At 66.0% G+C, this 14,433-nt stretch carries 19 protein-coding genes; all 19 read right to left on the bottom strand.

The genetic code is table 11. From position 1 onward, the window contains the following. Window positions 1-6: 6 nt before the first annotated feature. The 19 genes from rpmC to LG388_RS09105 all read right to left on the bottom strand — a co-directional run bounded on the left by rpmC (window position 7) and on the right by LG388_RS09105 (window position 14,106). Window positions 7-234: a 50S ribosomal protein L29 gene (rpmC, locus tag LG388_RS09195; protein ID WP_225782507.1), complete on the bottom strand. Its 228-nt coding sequence runs from the start codon at window positions 232-234 to the stop codon at window positions 7-9. A 14-nt stretch (window positions 235-248) separates the two neighbouring features. Continuing rightward, the gene (gene rplP, locus LG388_RS09190; RefSeq protein WP_017758384.1) at window positions 249-665 is read right to left on the bottom strand and encodes a 50S ribosomal protein L16; all 417 of its coding nucleotides are present in this window, start codon (window positions 663-665) and stop codon (window positions 249-251) included. A gap of 31 nt (window positions 666-696) precedes the next feature. Beyond that, a complete protein-coding gene (gene rpsC / locus LG388_RS09185; protein WP_225782506.1) occupies window positions 697-1,590 on the bottom strand; it encodes a 30S ribosomal protein S3 in 894 nt (297 codons plus the stop codon). Between the two features lie 14 nt (window positions 1,591-1,604). After that, entirely contained in the window at window positions 1,605-1,937 is a 333-nt protein-coding gene (gene rplV / locus LG388_RS09180) for a 50S ribosomal protein L22 (RefSeq protein WP_017758382.1), read from the bottom strand. A gap of 11 nt (window positions 1,938-1,948) precedes the next feature. Next, window positions 1,949-2,224, bottom strand: a complete 276-nt coding sequence (gene rpsS, locus LG388_RS09175) for a 30S ribosomal protein S19 (protein WP_225782505.1) — start codon at window positions 2,222-2,224, stop codon at window positions 1,949-1,951. A gap of 9 nt (window positions 2,225-2,233) precedes the next feature. Then, a complete protein-coding gene (gene rplB, locus LG388_RS09170; RefSeq protein ID WP_225782504.1) occupies window positions 2,234-3,058 on the bottom strand; it encodes a 50S ribosomal protein L2 in 825 nt (274 codons plus the stop codon). A gap of 2 nt (window positions 3,059-3,060) precedes the next feature. Next, window positions 3,061-3,396, bottom strand: a complete 336-nt coding sequence (gene rplW / locus LG388_RS09165; protein ID WP_225782503.1) for a 50S ribosomal protein L23 — start codon at window positions 3,394-3,396, stop codon at window positions 3,061-3,063. Beyond that, window positions 3,393-4,013 (bottom strand): 50S ribosomal protein L4, encoded by a 621-nt coding sequence (rplD, locus tag LG388_RS09160; RefSeq protein ID WP_225782502.1) that lies wholly within the window; start codon window positions 4,011-4,013, stop codon window positions 3,393-3,395. Before rplD ends, rplW begins: the two co-directional genes overlap by 4 nt. Further along, window positions 4,013-4,693, bottom strand: a complete 681-nt coding sequence (gene rplC / locus LG388_RS09155) for a 50S ribosomal protein L3 (protein WP_225782501.1) — start codon at window positions 4,691-4,693, stop codon at window positions 4,013-4,015. The genes rplD and rplC overlap by 1 nt, the downstream gene beginning before the upstream one ends. Window positions 4,694-5,008: 315 nt before the next feature. Then, window positions 5,009-5,323, bottom strand: coding sequence for a 30S ribosomal protein S10 (rpsJ, locus tag LG388_RS09150; RefSeq protein WP_225782500.1), 315 nt, complete (start codon window positions 5,321-5,323; stop codon window positions 5,009-5,011). 11 nt (window positions 5,324-5,334) lie between these two features. After that, window positions 5,335-6,525, bottom strand: a complete 1,191-nt coding sequence (gene tuf, locus LG388_RS09145; RefSeq protein WP_225782407.1) for an elongation factor Tu — start codon at window positions 6,523-6,525, stop codon at window positions 5,335-5,337. Window positions 6,526-6,671: 146 nt separating this feature from the next. Continuing rightward, entirely contained in the window at window positions 6,672-8,774 is a 2,103-nt protein-coding gene (gene fusA / locus LG388_RS09140) for an elongation factor G (RefSeq protein WP_225782499.1), read from the bottom strand. Window positions 8,775-8,860: 86 nt separating this feature from the next. Beyond that, the gene (gene rpsG, locus LG388_RS09135; RefSeq protein ID WP_225782498.1) at window positions 8,861-9,334 is read right to left on the bottom strand and encodes a 30S ribosomal protein S7; all 474 of its coding nucleotides are present in this window, start codon (window positions 9,332-9,334) and stop codon (window positions 8,861-8,863) included. Between the two features lie 169 nt (window positions 9,335-9,503). Next, window positions 9,504-9,881, bottom strand: a complete 378-nt coding sequence (gene rpsL, locus LG388_RS09130; RefSeq protein WP_006297701.1) for a 30S ribosomal protein S12 — start codon at window positions 9,879-9,881, stop codon at window positions 9,504-9,506. Between the two features lie 220 nt (window positions 9,882-10,101). Continuing rightward, window positions 10,102-11,274 (bottom strand): D-alanyl-D-alanine carboxypeptidase family protein, encoded by a 1,173-nt coding sequence (locus LG388_RS09125; protein ID WP_225782497.1) that lies wholly within the window; start codon window positions 11,272-11,274, stop codon window positions 10,102-10,104. Between the two features lie 77 nt (window positions 11,275-11,351). After that, window positions 11,352-11,981 carry an alpha/beta hydrolase gene (locus tag LG388_RS09120; RefSeq protein WP_225782496.1) on the bottom strand — a complete coding sequence of 210 codons (630 nt, stop codon included), beginning with the start codon at window positions 11,979-11,981 and terminating at the stop codon, window positions 11,352-11,354. Between the two features lie 103 nt (window positions 11,982-12,084). Beyond that, window positions 12,085-12,429: a ferredoxin gene (locus LG388_RS09115; RefSeq protein WP_225782495.1), complete on the bottom strand. Its 345-nt coding sequence runs from the start codon at window positions 12,427-12,429 to the stop codon at window positions 12,085-12,087. Window positions 12,430-12,506: 77 nt separating this feature from the next. Next, window positions 12,507-13,637: a VanZ family protein gene (locus LG388_RS09110; RefSeq protein ID WP_225782494.1), complete on the bottom strand. Its 1,131-nt coding sequence runs from the start codon at window positions 13,635-13,637 to the stop codon at window positions 12,507-12,509. Window positions 13,638-13,677: 40 nt separating this feature from the next. After that, window positions 13,678-14,106 carry a CopD family protein gene (locus tag LG388_RS09105; RefSeq protein ID WP_225782493.1) on the bottom strand — a complete coding sequence of 143 codons (429 nt, stop codon included), beginning with the start codon at window positions 14,104-14,106 and terminating at the stop codon, window positions 13,678-13,680. Window positions 14,107-14,433 lie beyond the last annotated feature (327 nt).

Genomic DNA, 14,433 nt, shown 5'->3' with positions numbered 1-14,433 from the left:
CACTCCTTACTGGGCCGCAGCCTGCTTTTGCGCCAGGATGGTCTTGGCGCGGGCGATGTCGCGGCGGGTCACCGACAGGCTGGCGTTGTTGCTCAGCTGTTGCGTGGCCTTCTGCATGCGCAGACCGAAATGGGCCTTCTGCAGGTCCTTGATTTCGGCCTGCAGGCCAGCCACGTCCTTCTCGCGCAGCGCGGCGGCCTTGGAGACCTTCGCGGTTTGCTTGTTCTTTGCCATGGTGTTCTCCTCGATCAGGCGCCGAGCTGGCGTGCGACGAAGGTCGTACGCAGGGGCAGCTTGGCGGCAGCCAGGCGGAACGCTTCACGAGCGAGTTCTTCGGGCACGCCGACGATCTCGTAGATGACCTTGCCCGGCTGGATCTCGGCCACGTAGTACTCGGGGTTGCCCTTACCGTTACCCATCCGGACTTCGGCGGGCTTGGTCGAGATCGGCTTGTCGGGGAACACGCGGATCCAGATGCGGCCACCGCGCTTCACATGGCGCGAGATGGCACGGCGGGCGGCTTCGATCTGGCGGGCCGTCAGGCGGCCCCGATCCACCGACTTCAGGCCGAAGTCACCGAAAGCGACCGAGTTGCCCCGGGTCGCGACGCCGGTGTTGCGGCCTTTCTGTTCCTTGCGGAACTTTCTGCGTGCAGGTTGCAGCATTTGATTTCTCCGTCTTTCTCAAAGACTGGGTTTATTCAGTCTTGGCACCGTCCGCTGCTGCAGCGGGCGCGGCTTTGCGGACGCGCTTAACGGCGGGCTTGCTGGGGTCTGCGGCTTCGGCGGGCTTGTCGCTGCCGTCGGCCGGCGCAGCATTGCTGCCCAGGCCGCGGCCGCCGGCGCGCGGACCGCCACGGCGGTCGTTGCCGCCCGGGCGGCCGTCACGGCGCGGACCGCGCGGACCGCGGCGCTCTTCGCCTTCGGGGCGCGGCGTGCTGTCCAGCGACGGCGCATCGCTGCGGCCCAGCGTGTCGCCCTTGTAGACCCACACCTTCACGCCGATCACACCATAGGTGGTCTTGGCTTCGGAGGTGCCGTAGTCGATGTCGGCGCGCAGGGTGTGCAGCGGCACGCGGCCTTCGCGGTACCACTCGGTACGTGCGATTTCGATGCCGTTCAGGCGGCCGGCGGACATGATCTTGATGCCCTGGGCGCCCAGGCGCATCGCGTTCTGCATCGCGCGCTTCATGGCGCGGCGGAACATGATGCGCTTTTCGAGCTGCTGGGTGATCGAGTCGGCGATCAGCTGCGCATCGACTTCGGGCTTGCGCACTTCCTCGATGTTCACGGCAACGGGCACGCCCAGTTGCTTGCCGAGTTCCTTCTTCAGGTTCTCGATGTCCTCGCCCTTCTTGCCGATCACGACGCCCGGACGCGCCGAGTAGATGGTGATGCGGGCGTTCTTGGCGGGGCGCTCGATCAGCACGCGCGACACGGAAGCGTTCTTCAGCTTCTTCTTCAGGTACTCGCGCACCTTGATGTCTTCGGCCAGCATGCCGGCGAAGTCACGGTCGCTGGCGTACCAACGGCTGGACCAGTTGCGGCTGACCGCCAGGCGGAAGCCGGTGGGGTGGATTTTCTGTCCCATGTTTCTTCCAGACCTTAGTTGCCGACCGTCACGTACACGTGGCACGTGGGCTTGCTGATGCGGTTGCCGCGGCCCTTGGCGCGCGCGGTGAAACGCTTGAGCGTGGCACCTTGCTCGACATAGATGGTCTTGACGCGGAGTTCGTCGATGTCGGCACCGTCGTTGTGCTCGGCGTTGGCGATCGCCGACTCGAGCACCTTCTTGACGATGACGGCAGCCTTCTTCTGGGTGAATTCCAGAATGTTCAGCGCCTGGTCCACCTTCTTGCCGCGGATCAGGTCCGCGACGAGGCGGCCCTTGTCCACCGACAGGCGAACGCCGCGGAGCACTGCACGTGTTTCAGACATGTTCTTGCTCCTTACTTCTTGGCTTTCTTGTCCGCCGGGTGACCCTTGAAGGTGCGGGTCAGTGCGAACTCGCCCAGCTTGTGGCCGACCATCTGGTCGGTCACGTACACGGGCACGTGTTGCTTGCCGTTGTGCACGGCAATGGTCAGGCCGATGAACTCGGGCAGCACCATCGAGCGGCGCGACCAGGTCTTGATCGGCTTCTTGTCCTTGGTCGCAATGGCCTTTTCAACCTTGGCGACCAGGTGGTGGTCGACGAAAGGACCCTTTTTGAGAGAGCGAGTCATGGCTGTCCCTTACTTCTTGCGACGCGACACGATGAAGACTTGCGTGCGCTTGTTGTTGCGGGTGCGATAACCCTTCGTCAGGTTGCCCCATGGGTCGACCGGATGGCGGCCTTCGCCCGTGCGGCCTTCACCACCACCGTGCGGGTGGTCGATCGGGTTCATCACCACGCCGCGGACGGTCGGGCGAATGCCGCGATGGCGGGTGGCACCGGCCTTGCCGTACTGGCGCAGGCTGTGTTCTTCGTTGGCCACTTCACCGATGGTGGCGCGGCATTCGATGTGGATGCGGCGCACTTCACCGGAGCGCATGCGCACCTGGGCGTAGACGCCTTCGCGGGCCAGCAGCGTCGCCGAGGCACCGGCCGAACGCGCGACCTGCGCACCCTTGCCGGGCTGCAGCTCGATCGCGTGGATGGTCGAACCCACGGGGATGTTGCGGATCGGCAGCGTGTTGCCGGCGCGGATCGGGGCTTCCGAGCCGCTCAGCAGCGTGGCACCGGCTTCCACACCGCGCGGGGCGATGATGTAGCGGCGCTCGCCGTCGGCGTAGCACACCAGCGCGATGTGGGCGGAACGGTTGGGGTCGTACTCGATGCGTTCGACCTTGGCCGGGATGCCGTCCTTGTTGCGTTTGAAGTCCACCACACGGTAGTGGTGCTTGTGGCCACCGCCCTTGTGGCGGGTGGTGATGTGACCGTTGTTGTTACGGCCGGCCTTCTGGAACTGGGGCTCCAGCAGCGGCGCGTAGCCTTCACCCTTGTGCAGGTGGTCGCGCGAGATCTTGACGGCACCGCGTTGACCCGGCGTGGTCGGCTTGAGCTTGATGACGGCCATGATTACGCGGCCTCCGAAACAAGGTTGAGCTCCTGACCGGGCTTGAGCGTCACGTAGGCCTTGCGAACGTTGTCGCGGCGGCCCACCGAGCGGCCGAAGCGCTTGGTCTTGCCCTTGATGTTGGTGACGGACACACCCTTGACCTCGACCTTGAACATCAGCTCAACGGCGGCCTTGATCTCGGGCTTGGTGGCGTCCTGCAGCACCTTGAAAGTCACGGCGTTCGACTTCTCGCCGACCATCGTGGCCTTTTCGGACACGATCGGGGCGACCAGCACGTTCATGAGACGGCCTTCGTCGAACTTCCGCTCGGCGGGAGTGGGATTCACGCGGCTCATGCGAACATCTCCTTGAGCTTGTCGACAGCGCCCTTGGTCACCAGCACCTTCTTGTAGTGCACCAGCGACAGCGGGTCTGCGTAACGCGGCTCGACCACCAGCACGTTGGCCAGGTTGCGCGAGGCGAGGTACAGGTTTTCGTCGACTTCTTCGGCGATCACGAGCACGGACTCGAGATTCATCGCCTTGAACTTGGCAGCCAGCGCCTTGGTCTTGGGCGAGTCGACCTTCAGGGAGTCGACCACGGCCAGACGGCCTTCACGCACCAGCTGCGAGAAGATGGACGCCATGCCGGCGCGGTACATCTTCTTGTTGATCTTCTGGGTGAAGTTCTCGTCCGGCATATTCGGGAAGATGCGGCCGCCCCCACGCCACAGCGGCGAGGAAGTCATACCGGCACGGGCACGGCCCGTTCCCTTTTGCTTGAACGGCTTCTTGGTCGAGTGCTTGACCTGTTCGCGGTCCTTCTGGGCACGGGTGCCCTGGCGCGCGTTGGCCTGGTAGGCCACGACGATCTGATGGATCAGGTCTTCGTTGTAAGCACGACCGAACACGGTCTCGGGCGCATCGTACTTCGACGCGGCCTGGCCCTGTTCATTCAGGAGTTCGAGTTCCATTACTTCGCTCCTTCAGCCGCTTGCGGCTTGGCCTTGACGGCGGGACGCACGGTGACGAAGCCACCCTTCGAACCCGGAATCGCGCCCTTGATCAGCAGCAGCTGGCGAGCTTCGTCCACGCGCACCACGTCCAGGTTCTGGGTGGTCACGGTCTCGTCGCCCATGTGGCCGGTCATCTTCTTGCCCGGGAACACGCGCCCCGGGTCCTGCGCCATCGAGATGGAACCAGGAACGTTGTGCGAGCGGCTGTTGCCGTGCGATGCGCGCTGCGAACCGAAGTTGTGGCGCTTGATCGTGCCGGCGAAGCCCTTGCCGATCGAGGTGCCCTGCACGTCGACCTTCTGGCCGGCGGCGAAGACGCCTTGTGCAGCGATCACGGCGCCAGCCTGGTGCTGGGCGGCCGTTTCGGCGCTCACGCGGAACTCACGGATGATTTCGCCGGCTTCGACGCCAGCCTTGGCCAGGTGGCCGGCCTGCGGCTTGGTCACGCGGGAGGCCTTGCGCGAACCGAACGTCACCTGCAGAGCGACGTAGCCGTCGTTCTCTTGGGTCTTGACCTGGGTCACGCGGTTGTTGGACACGTCCACCACCGTGACGGGCACTGCGTCCCCGTCGTCGGTGAAGAGGCGCATCATGCCCACCTTGCGGCCCAGCAACCCGAGGGAGTTGCTTTGACTCATGTTGTTTCTCCGAAACTCTCGCCGCTGCCACTTCAATTGGCGACAGCGTTCGGCCCCGAGGCCTGCACCCGATGGGCACCGGCCGCTCGCCAGCGAGAGAAGGTTGATAGGACCCTGCCGCCTGCGACCCGCCCTCGGAAAAACCATGGGCGAACGACCGCAAAAAAGCAGAGCCCGCGATTCTACTGCGCTGCCATCTTTTTGTGCAAGCCCTGTTCTGGCCCGCAGACATCGGCCCCGGCGCCAAGAACAAAAAAAGCCCGGCCACGCGAGCGACCGGGCTCCAGGGGCAGGCCCGAAGGCCTGCGCTGCCATTTACTGCAGCTTGATCTCGACGTCGACGCCGGCCGGCAGGTCCAGCTTCATCAGCGCGTCCACGGTCTTGTCGGTGGGGTCGACGATGTCCATCAGGCGCTGGTGGGTGCGGATCTCGAACTGGTCGCGGCTGGACTTGTTCACGTGCGGCGAGCGCAGGATGTCGAAGCGCTTCATGCGCGTCGGCAGGGGCACGGGACCCTTGACGATGGCGCCGGTGCGCTTGGCGGTGTCCACGATCTCGGCGGCCGACTGGTCGATGAGCTTGTAGTCGAACGCCTTGAGGCGGATGCGGATCTTTTGCTTGTTGGCCATGGCGCTCATCCTTATTCGATGATCTTGGCCACCACGCCCGCACCCACGGTGCGGCCGCCTTCGCGGATGGCGAAGCGCAGGCCTTCTTCCATGGCGATCGGCGCGATCAGCTTGACGGTGATCGACACGTTGTCGCCGGGCATGACCATTTCCTTGTCCTTGGGCAGCTCGATGGCGCCGGTGACGTCGGTCGTGCGGAAGTAGAACTGCGGACGGTAGTTGTTGAAGAACGGCGTGTGACGGCCGCCTTCGTCCTTGCTCAGCACGTACACCTCGGCGGTGAAGTGCGTGTGCGGCTTGATCGAGGCGGGCTTGGCCAGCACTTGGCCGCGCTCGACTTCCTCGCGCTTGGTGCCGCGCAGCAGCAGACCCACGTTGTCGCCGGCCTGGCCCTGGTCCAGCAGCTTGCGGAACATTTCCACGCCGGTGACGGTGGTCTTTTGCAGGTCACGAATGCCGACGATTTCGATTTCCTCGCCGACCTTGATGACGCCGCGCTCGATACGGCCGGTCACCACGGTGCCGCGGCCGGAGATCGAGAACACGTCTTCCACGGGCATCAGGAAGGCACCATCCACGGCACGCTCGGGCGTGGGGATGTAGGTGTCCAGCGCGTCGGCCAGCTTCATGATGGCTTCTTCGCCCAGCTTGCCCTTGTCGCCTTCCAGGGCCAGCTTGGCCGAGCCGTGGATGATGGGGGTGTCGTCGCCGGGGAAGTCGTACTTGTCCAGCAGTTCGCGCACTTCCATTTCGACCAGCTCGAGCAGCTCGGCGTCGTCGACCATGTCGCACTTGTTCAGGAACACGATGATGTAGGGCACGCCCACCTGGCGCGCCAGCAGGATGTGCTCACGGGTCTGGGGCATCGGGCCGTCGGCGGCCGAGCACACCAGGATGGCGCCGTCCATCTGGGCAGCGCCGGTGATCATGTTCTTGACGTAGTCGGCGTGGCCGGGGCAGTCCACGTGGGCGTAGTGACGGTTCTGCGTCTCGTACTCGACGTGGGCGGTGTTGATGGTGATGCCGCGCGCCTTTTCTTCGGGTGCCGCGTCGATTTCGTCGTACTTCTTGGCTTCGCCGCCGAACTTGGCCGACAGCACCGTGGCGATCGCCGCCGTCAGCGTCGTCTTGCCATGGTCCACGTGACCGATCGTGCCCACGTTCACGTGCGGCTTGGTGCGCTCGAACTTACCTTTTGCCATTTTTCAATCCTTGAAAGAGCAATGGCCCGTGTGAGGGTTTTATGTCTGCATCCGGTTGCTGGATCGCCCCGCACGGGCACAGGACGGCACCGGATCGCAGACAGGAAAAAGCCGCCCGGGCCTGCGCCCGGACGGCTGAACGCTTTTTACTTGGCGCGCGCGGCCACGATGGCTTCGGACACGTTGCGCGGAGCTTCGGCGTAGTGCTTGAACTCCATCGTGTACGTGGCGCGGCCCTGCGTCATGGAACGCAGCGTGGTGGCGTAGCCGAACATCTCCGACATCGGCACTTCGGCGCGGATGACCTTGCCGCCGCCGGCCATGTCGTCCATGCCCTGCACCATGCCGCGGCGGGACGACAGGTCGCCCATCACGGTACCGGCGTAGTCTTCGGGCGTTTCCACTTCCACGGCCATCATCGGCTCGAGGATGACGGGATTGGCCTTGCGGGCCGCTTCCTTGAAGCCGAAGATGGCGGCCATCTTGAACGCCTGTTCCGACGAGTCCACGTCGTGGTACGAACCGAAGGTCAGCGTGACCTTCACGTCCACCACGGGGTAGCCCGCCAGCACGCCGGTGTTCAGGGCTTCGACCACGCCCTTTTCCACCGCCGGGATGTACTCGCGCGGCACCACGCCGCCCTTGATGGCGTCGACGAACTCGAAGCCCTTGCCGGCTTCCTGCGGCTCCAGAGTGAACACGACGTGGCCGTACTGGCCCTTGCCGCCGGACTGGCGCACGAACTTGCCTTCGACGTCGGTGACCTGCTTGCGCACGGTTTCGCGGTAGGCCACCTGGGGCTTGCCCACGTTGGCTTCCACGTTGAACTCGCGCTTCATGCGGTCCACGATGATTTCCAGGTGCAGCTCGCCCATGCCGGCGATGATGGTCTGGCCGGATTCCTCGTCGGTGCGCACGCGGAAGGACGGGTCTTCAGCGGCCAGGCGCGACAGGGCGATGCCCATCTTCTCCTGGTCGGCCTTGGACTTGGGCTCCACGGCCTGCGCGATCACGGGCTCGGGGAACACCATGCGTTCCAGCGTCACGATGGAGTCGGGATCGCACAGGGTTTCGCCCGTGGTCACGTCCTTCAGGCCCACGCAGGCGGCGATGTCGCCGGCGCGGATCTCGTCCACTTCCAGCCGCTCGTTGGCATGCATCTGCACGATGCGGCCGATGCGCTCCTTCTTGCCCTTGACGGCGTTGTAGACGGTGTCGCCCTTGGACAGGACGCCCGAGTACACGCGCACGAAGGTCAGCTGGCCGACGAAGGGGTCGGTCATCAGCTTGAAGGCCAGCGACGAGAACTTCTCGCCGTCGTCGGCCTTGCGGGTCACTTCGTTCTCGTTCTCGTCCGTGCCGGCCACCGGGGGGATGTCCACCGGCGAGGGCAGGAAATCGATCACGGCGTCCAGCATGCGCTGCACGCCCTTGTTCTTGAAGGCCGTGCCGCACAGCATGGGCTGGATTTCCGTGGCGATGGTGCGCGTACGGATGGCGAGCTTGATTTCTTCCTCAGTGAGGTCGCCCTCTTCCAGGTACTTGTTCATCAGCTCTTCGCTGGCCTCGGCAGCCGCCTCGACCATCTTCTCGCGCCACTCCTTGGCGGTCGCCTGGAGATCCGCAGGAATGTCCTGGTACTCGAACTTCATGCCCTGGGAGGCTTCGTCCCAGATGATGGCCTTCATCTTGAGCAGGTCGACCACGCCCTTGAAGTTGTCCTCGGCACCGATCGGGATCACGATCGGCACGGGGTTGGCCTTCAGGCGCACGCGCATCTGCTCGTAGACCTTGAAGAAGTTGGCGCCGGTGCGGTCCATCTTGTTCACGAAGGCCAGGCGGGGCACCTTGTACTTGTTGGCCTGGCGCCAGACGGTTTCCGACTGGGGCTGCACGCCGCCCACGGCGCAGTACACCATGCAGGCGCCGTCCAGCACGCGCATGGAGCGCTCCACCTCGATGGTGAAGTCCACGTGGCCGGGGGTGTCGATGATGTTGAAGCGGTGTTCGGGATAGGACAGGTCCATGCCCTTCCAGAAGCAGGTGGTGGCCGCGGACGTGATCGTGATGCCGCGCTCCTGTTCCTGCTCCATCCAGTCCATCGTGGCCGCGCCATCGTGCACTTCACCGATCTTGTGGTTCACGCCGGTGTAGAACAGGATGCGCTCGGTCGTCGTGGTCTTGCCAGCGTCGATGTGCGCCGAGATACCGATGTTGCGGTAGCGCTCGATGGGGGTTTTACGGGCCATGAGAAATTACTCCGTGAATCGCAGAGAGCCCGCCTGTCGGAAGGACAGGTCGGGCTCCCGGCCGTAGGGTTGGGTGAGGATGGAGATCAGAAGCGGAAGTGGCTGAACGCCTTGTTGGCGTCGGCCATGCGGTGCACTTCGTCGCGCTTCTTCATCGCGCCGCCACGGCCTTCCGTGGCTTCCATCAGTTCGTTGGCCAGGCGAAGGGCCATCGACTTCTCGCCGCGCTTGCGGGCGGCTTCCTTGATCCAGCGCATCGACAGCGCCAGGCGGCGCACGGGGCGCACCTCGACCGGCACCTGGTAGTTCGCACCGCCCACGCGGCGCGACTTCACTTCGACCATCGGCTTGACGTTGTTGATGGCGATGGTGAAGGCTTCCAGCGGATCTTTGCCGGGGTTCTTCTTCTCGATGAAGTCGAGCGCGCCATAGATGATGCGCTCGGCGACTGCCTTCTTGCCGCCTTCCATGATCACGTTCATGAACTTGGACAGCTCGACATTGCCGTACTTGGGATCCGGCAGGATTTCACGTTTGGGGACTTCGCGACGACGTGGCATTTTTCTGAACCTCTTTGCTTCAGTTGGCACCGCCTTCCGGCGACGCCGCGAGAGCCATCAGGACTCTCACTTACTCGACCCACGCAGACCTCTGCGTTCGGGGTCACTACGTTCGCACCGCCTGCCAGGGCAGCCGAACACCGAATGAAAACGAACCGGGAAAGCCCGATCAGGCCTTCTTGGGACGCTTGGCGCCGTACTTCGAACGGGCCTGCTTGCGATCCTTCACGCCCTGCAGGTCCAGCGAACCGCGCACGATGTGGTAGCGAACACCGGGCAAGTCCTTGACCCGGCCGCCGCGAACCAGCACCACGCTGTGTTCCTGGAGATTGTGGCCTTCACCGCCGATGTAGGAAATGACTTCGAAACCGTTGGTCAGGCGCACCTTGGCGACCTTGCGCAGAGCGGAGTTCGGCTTCTTGGGGGTCGTGGTGTAGACCCGGGTGCAGACGCCGCGGCGTTGCGGCGAGTTCTGCATGGCAGGGCTCTTCGACTTGGTCGTTTCGACCTCGCGACCCTGGCGCACCAGTTGATTGATCGTTGGCATGAATGAATAGTCCCAAAAACTCCCGACAGCCCCGTGACAGGCCGCAGGGCCCATGGCTGCGAAGCCAGACACCCCCGGGAAACGAAAACGTGAAACCCTTCGGAAAATTCCGAAAAGCCCGCGATTCTAGCAATCAGCGGGCTGTGGCTGCAAGCCTTTGGCCCAGCGGGGGGCCAAGGCCCTGCGCCGCGAAGGCCTGGCAGGCAGCTCGCGGCCGTTCCTACTTGATCCAGAGCCGCACCGCGTCCCAGGCACGGCCGAGCACGCCCGCCTGCTCCACCGGCTCCAGCACCACCAGTGGCACTTCCGCCAGCGCCTGGTCGCCCAGCGAGATCTTCAGGCTGCCGAGCGCCTGGTTCCTGGCCAGCGGCGCCATCAGCGGATCGGGCCGCACCACCTGCGTGCTCACGCGCGAGGCGCTGCCCGAAGGCACCGTGACGACGATCGGCTCCGTGCGCCCCAGCTTGGCGGTGCTGGCCTTGCCCTTCCAGACCTGCGGCGTGGCCACGGCCTGGTTGGCGTCGAACAGGCGCACCGCGTCGAAGGCGGTGTAGCCCCAGTTCAGCAGCTTCTGCGATTCGTTGGCGCGCACGGCTTCGCTGCTGGCGCCCAGCACGATGGACAGCAGGCGACGGCCGCCCGGCAGGTTCGGGAAGTCGCGCTTGGCCGTGACGATCATGCAGTAGCCCGCCGCATTGGTGTGGCCGGTCTTCAGGCCATCCACCGTCGGGTCGCGGAACAGCAGCAGGTTGCGGTTGGTGTCGTTGGTCGAGGGCGTGCCGGGGTAGCGGTACTTCTTGATCGAGTAATAGTGCGTGTACTCCGGAAAGTCGCGCATCAGCCGGGTGGCCAGGATGCTGAGGTCGCGCGCCGTGGTCGTGTGGCCGGGTGCGGTCAGGCCCTCAGGATTGGCGTAGCCCGTGTTCTTCATGCCCAGCGCCTTGGCCTGCTCGTTCATCAGGTGCACGAAGTGCTCCACCGAGCCGCCCACGCCTTCGGCCAGCGCCACGGTGGCGTCATTGCCCGACTGCACGATCATGCCCTTGATCAGGTCGTCCACCGGCACCTGCATCTTCGGGTCGATGAACATGCGCGAGCCCGGCATCTTCCAGGCGCGCTCGCTCACCGGCAGTGTCTGGGTCAGCGTGATCTTCTTGGACTTGAGCGCGTCGAAGACCAGGTAGGCGCTCATCAGCTTGGTCAGCGACGCCGGCTCGACCGGCATGTCGATGTCCTTTTGCGCCAGCACCTGGTTGGCCGTGACGTCCACCAGCAGGTACGCGCGGGCCGCCACTTCGGGCGGTTGCGGGGCGCCCTGGGCATGGGCCCAGGAGACGGCGAAAGTGATGACGGCCAGCGCCAGCCAGCGGCGCATTGCGGAGAGTCGGATCATCGGGAGCACGAGGATGAGAAAGGCAGGGGCCGCGCCCAGGCGGGCGCGGTCGACGGGACCGATGCGGCAGGCGGGCCTCAGGCGCGCAGATGGCGCGCCACCAGGGTCTTGAGCAGCGGCAATTGTCCGTGAAAGAAATGGCCCCCCCCGGGAATCACTGTCACGGGAAGTGACTGCGGGCGGGCCCAGTCCATGACGGCGGACAGGGGCACCGTGTCGTCCTGCTCGCCGTGCACGACCAGGGTGCGCTCATGGGCCTCGGGCGGCAGGGCGGCCACGGAAAAACGGGAAGCCGCGGTGCCCACCAGCACGGCCTGCCGGATGTCGCGGTCGGCCCACAAGGCCTGCAGCGCCTGGCTGGCGACGAAGGCGCCGAAGGAGAAGCCGGCGATGGCCAGCGGACCCTGCGGCGCCACCTGCTCCACCACGCGCAGAAAGTCCTGCGCCTCGCCGCGGCCCTCGTCATGCACGCCCTCGCTGGCGCCCACGCCGCGGAAGTTGAAGCGCACCGCGGTCCAGCCGCAGGCCACGAACGCACGGGCGAGCGTCTGGACCACCTTGTTGTCCATGGTGCCGCCGAACAGCGGATGGGGATGCGCGATGACGGCCACGCCGACCGAAGCCCTGCCGTCGGCGGGCGGGTCGCGCAGGGCCTCCACGGCGCCGGCAGCGCCTTGCAGCAAGAGCTTTTCAGTCTGCGCGTTCATGAAGTGAGCCAATGGGAAAGAGAAAAGCCAGGAAACAGGCCGAAGCCCGGCGACAGATCGCGGCCGCGGCCGAAGGTTCCGCCGCGCAGCGACGATCCCGGGGTCAGCGGCCCACGTCGGGCGGCAGCCGCAGGCGCTCGACCACCCGGCCGTTCCTGAGGTGGGACTCGACGATCTCGTCGATGTCTTCCTTGTCCACGAAGCTGTACCAGACGCCTTCCGGATAGACCACGGCCACGGGGCCGCCCGCGCAGCGGTCCAGGCAGCCGGCCTTGTTCACGCGCACGCGGCCCGGGCCGGCCAGGCCCTCGGCCTTCACGCGCGACTTGCAATGGTCGAAACCGGCCTGCGCATCATGCCGGGCGCAGGAGTCTTCTCCGTTTTTCCGCTCGTTGAGGCAAAAGAAAATGTGGCGGGCGTAGTAGCCGTCGGCAGGGGGTGCAGACATGCGGGCATTGTAGGGAGCCGCCTGGCCCCGTGCGCGCGCCGTCCGGCGGACGATGGGCCGGTGGCCGCTGCGAGAACCTACGCGGCTGCAGTGGGCGCCGGCCGGCGCGACAGCGCAACGCCGGCATAGAGGATCACCGCGAAGGGCCACAGCCAGCCCAGCCACTGCGCCAGCCCATGGAAGCGGATGAAGCGCCCCTGCTCCCAGGTGGCCAGGGTGAGGGCGAAATAGGCGTTGAGCGGGGCCTGGTTCAGCAGGCTCAGGTGCAGCGCGGTGGCGAGCAGCAGCAGCACCATGCCGAGCCGCCGCGGCACGCGCAGCAGCGCGCCCATCACCAGCACGGCGAGCACCCCGCCGGCCCACACGGGCGGGCCGACCCAGGCCCAGGCATGCACGGGCCCCCAGCTGAGCGCTGCCGACAGCGCACTGGCGGCGGTACCGGCCGCCAGCACACCCGCCGCCAGCAGCGCCCGGCGCGGCAGCGATCGCGCGACGGTGAAGGCCAGCAGGCAGGGCACCAGCAGCCCCAGCGCGACGCAGAGCATCTCGCCCGCCGGCACCAGCGGCTGCAGTTCGAACTGGCGCACCGGCAGCCATTCCAGGAAGGGCGTGTCCGTCAGCCAGACCGCGACCGCCTCCTCCAGCCGCTCGAAGACCTGGCCCAGGCCGAAGGGCACGGCCGGCGGGAACAGCAGCGCGGGCGGCCACAGCGCCAGCAAGACCAGCGCCCCGCGCGACTCGTCCACGAACCAGCGCCCCCGCGCGCGCTGCCAGCGCGAGATCAGGCCGATGCGCACCAGGCCGGCCGCAACGACGGCCCCGCCCAGCGCGCCGGCCGCGTTGAGGCCGAGGTCCAGATTCGACGGGATGCGCGCCGGCAGATAGCTCTGCAGCGCCTCCATCACGAAGGACAGCAGCGCGCCTCCCAGGCCGCCCACCGCCACGGCCACCGCGGGCCCGGCCCGCCACAGCGGCCGGGAACGCAGCACCGCCACCGCCAGCAGAAAACCCAGCGGCAGGTAGCCGACCACGTTGATGCCCAGATCGAAGCCGGTCCACCAGCGCGGCCAGGGCGCGGACAGGTAGGACCAGGGGGGCAGCCCCTGGTCGCGCCAGCCCGTGAACGGGAACAGGCTGGCATAGACGATCAGCGCCGCATAGCTCAGCGCCAGCGGCCAGGCGGCGGATTTGTGGCCCGGGCCGGTCACGGCTGCACGACGGGCATCAGGCGGCGCCGCACAGGCCGGCTCAGAAGGGCTTGACCACCGCCAGCACGACGATGCCCAGCAGCAGCAGCACGGGCACCTCGTTGAAGACACGGTACCAGCGATGGCTGCGCCGGTTCTGCCCGGCGACGAAGCGGCGCAGCAGCACCGCGCAGCCATGCTGGTAGCCCAGCACCAGCAGCACCAGGGCCAGTTTGGCATGCAGCCAGCCGTTGCCCGCGCCGCGGCCGATGCCGTAGCCCAGCCACAGCCACAGACCGAAGCCCAGCGCCGGCACGGCGAGGAAGGACGTGAAACGCCTGAGCTTGCGCGCCATCGTCAGCAGGCGCTCGCGCTCGGCCACCGACTCGGGCGGCACCATGGCCAGGTTCACGAAGATGCGCGGCAGGTAGAACAGGCCCGCGAACCAGCTGGCGACGAAGACGATGTGGAAGGACTTGACCCAGAGCATGAGCGGCAGTGTACGAATGCGTTCCAGCCCCGGGGGCCGCGACCCGGCCAGGGCCCGGCGCCCTCCCGCGCCCGCCCGCCGAGGCCAAAAAAAAGCCCGGCGTCGAAAAACGCCGGGCCTGGGAAGCCCTTTTGCTGTCACACATCAAGGCACCCGCTCAGGGAGGAAAAGCGGGGGACGGCAAGCCGTCCGAGACAGAATTTAACAAAGTCCCTCCCCCCTCACAAGAAGGTTCCTTACTTTTTTTGTAGCCCCCGAACGTGGCAGATAGTTGTAATTTATCGGCCGCCGGGCTGCTTCCATGCGTCCCTCCCCGACAGGGGATCG

This window comes from Xenophilus sp. Marseille-Q4582, from assembly GCF_916700565.1.
In the GTDB taxonomy this organism is placed as follows: domain Bacteria; phylum Pseudomonadota; class Gammaproteobacteria; order Burkholderiales; family Burkholderiaceae_C; genus Xenophilus.
This window is presented reverse-complemented; position numbering and strand designations above follow the sequence as displayed.

What these genes read in the sequence shown, in the direction of transcription:
- rpmC (WP_225782507.1), bottom strand. Translation starts at nt 234, where the DNA reads ATGGCAAAGAACAAGCAAACCGCGAAGGTCTCCAAGGCCGCCGCGCTG.
- rplP (WP_017758384.1), bottom strand. Translation starts at nt 665, where the DNA reads ATGCTGCAACCTGCACGCAGAAAGTTCCGCAAGGAACAGAAAGGCCGC.
- rpsC (WP_225782506.1), bottom strand. Translation starts at nt 1,590, where the DNA reads ATGGGACAGAAAATCCACCCCACCGGCTTCCGCCTGGCGGTCAGCCGC.
- rplV (WP_017758382.1), bottom strand. Translation starts at nt 1,937, where the DNA reads ATGTCTGAAACACGTGCAGTGCTCCGCGGCGTTCGCCTGTCGGTGGAC.
- rpsS (WP_225782505.1), bottom strand. Translation starts at nt 2,224, where the DNA reads ATGACTCGCTCTCTCAAAAAGGGTCCTTTCGTCGACCACCACCTGGTC.
- rplB (WP_225782504.1), bottom strand. Translation starts at nt 3,058, where the DNA reads ATGGCCGTCATCAAGCTCAAGCCGACCACGCCGGGTCAACGCGGTGCC.
- rplW (WP_225782503.1), bottom strand. Translation starts at nt 3,396, where the DNA reads ATGAGCCGCGTGAATCCCACTCCCGCCGAGCGGAAGTTCGACGAAGGC.
- rplD (WP_225782502.1), bottom strand. Translation starts at nt 4,013, where the DNA reads ATGGAACTCGAACTCCTGAATGAACAGGGCCAGGCCGCGTCGAAGTAC.
- rplC (WP_225782501.1), bottom strand. Translation starts at nt 4,693, where the DNA reads ATGAGTCAAAGCAACTCCCTCGGGTTGCTGGGCCGCAAGGTGGGCATG.
- rpsJ (WP_225782500.1), bottom strand. Translation starts at nt 5,323, where the DNA reads ATGGCCAACAAGCAAAAGATCCGCATCCGCCTCAAGGCGTTCGACTAC.
- tuf (WP_225782407.1), bottom strand. Translation starts at nt 6,525, where the DNA reads ATGGCAAAAGGTAAGTTCGAGCGCACCAAGCCGCACGTGAACGTGGGC.
- fusA (WP_225782499.1), bottom strand. Translation starts at nt 8,774, where the DNA reads ATGGCCCGTAAAACCCCCATCGAGCGCTACCGCAACATCGGTATCTCG.
- rpsG (WP_225782498.1), bottom strand. Translation starts at nt 9,334, where the DNA reads ATGCCACGTCGTCGCGAAGTCCCCAAACGTGAAATCCTGCCGGATCCC.
- rpsL (WP_006297701.1), bottom strand. Translation starts at nt 9,881, where the DNA reads ATGCCAACGATCAATCAACTGGTGCGCCAGGGTCGCGAGGTCGAAACG.
- LG388_RS09125 (WP_225782497.1), bottom strand. Translation starts at nt 11,274, where the DNA reads ATGATCCGACTCTCCGCAATGCGCCGCTGGCTGGCGCTGGCCGTCATC.
- LG388_RS09120 (WP_225782496.1), bottom strand. Translation starts at nt 11,981, where the DNA reads ATGAACGCGCAGACTGAAAAGCTCTTGCTGCAAGGCGCTGCCGGCGCC.
- LG388_RS09115 (WP_225782495.1), bottom strand. Translation starts at nt 12,429, where the DNA reads ATGTCTGCACCCCCTGCCGACGGCTACTACGCCCGCCACATTTTCTTT.
- LG388_RS09105 (WP_225782493.1), bottom strand. Translation starts at nt 14,106, where the DNA reads ATGCTCTGGGTCAAGTCCTTCCACATCGTCTTCGTCGCCAGCTGGTTC.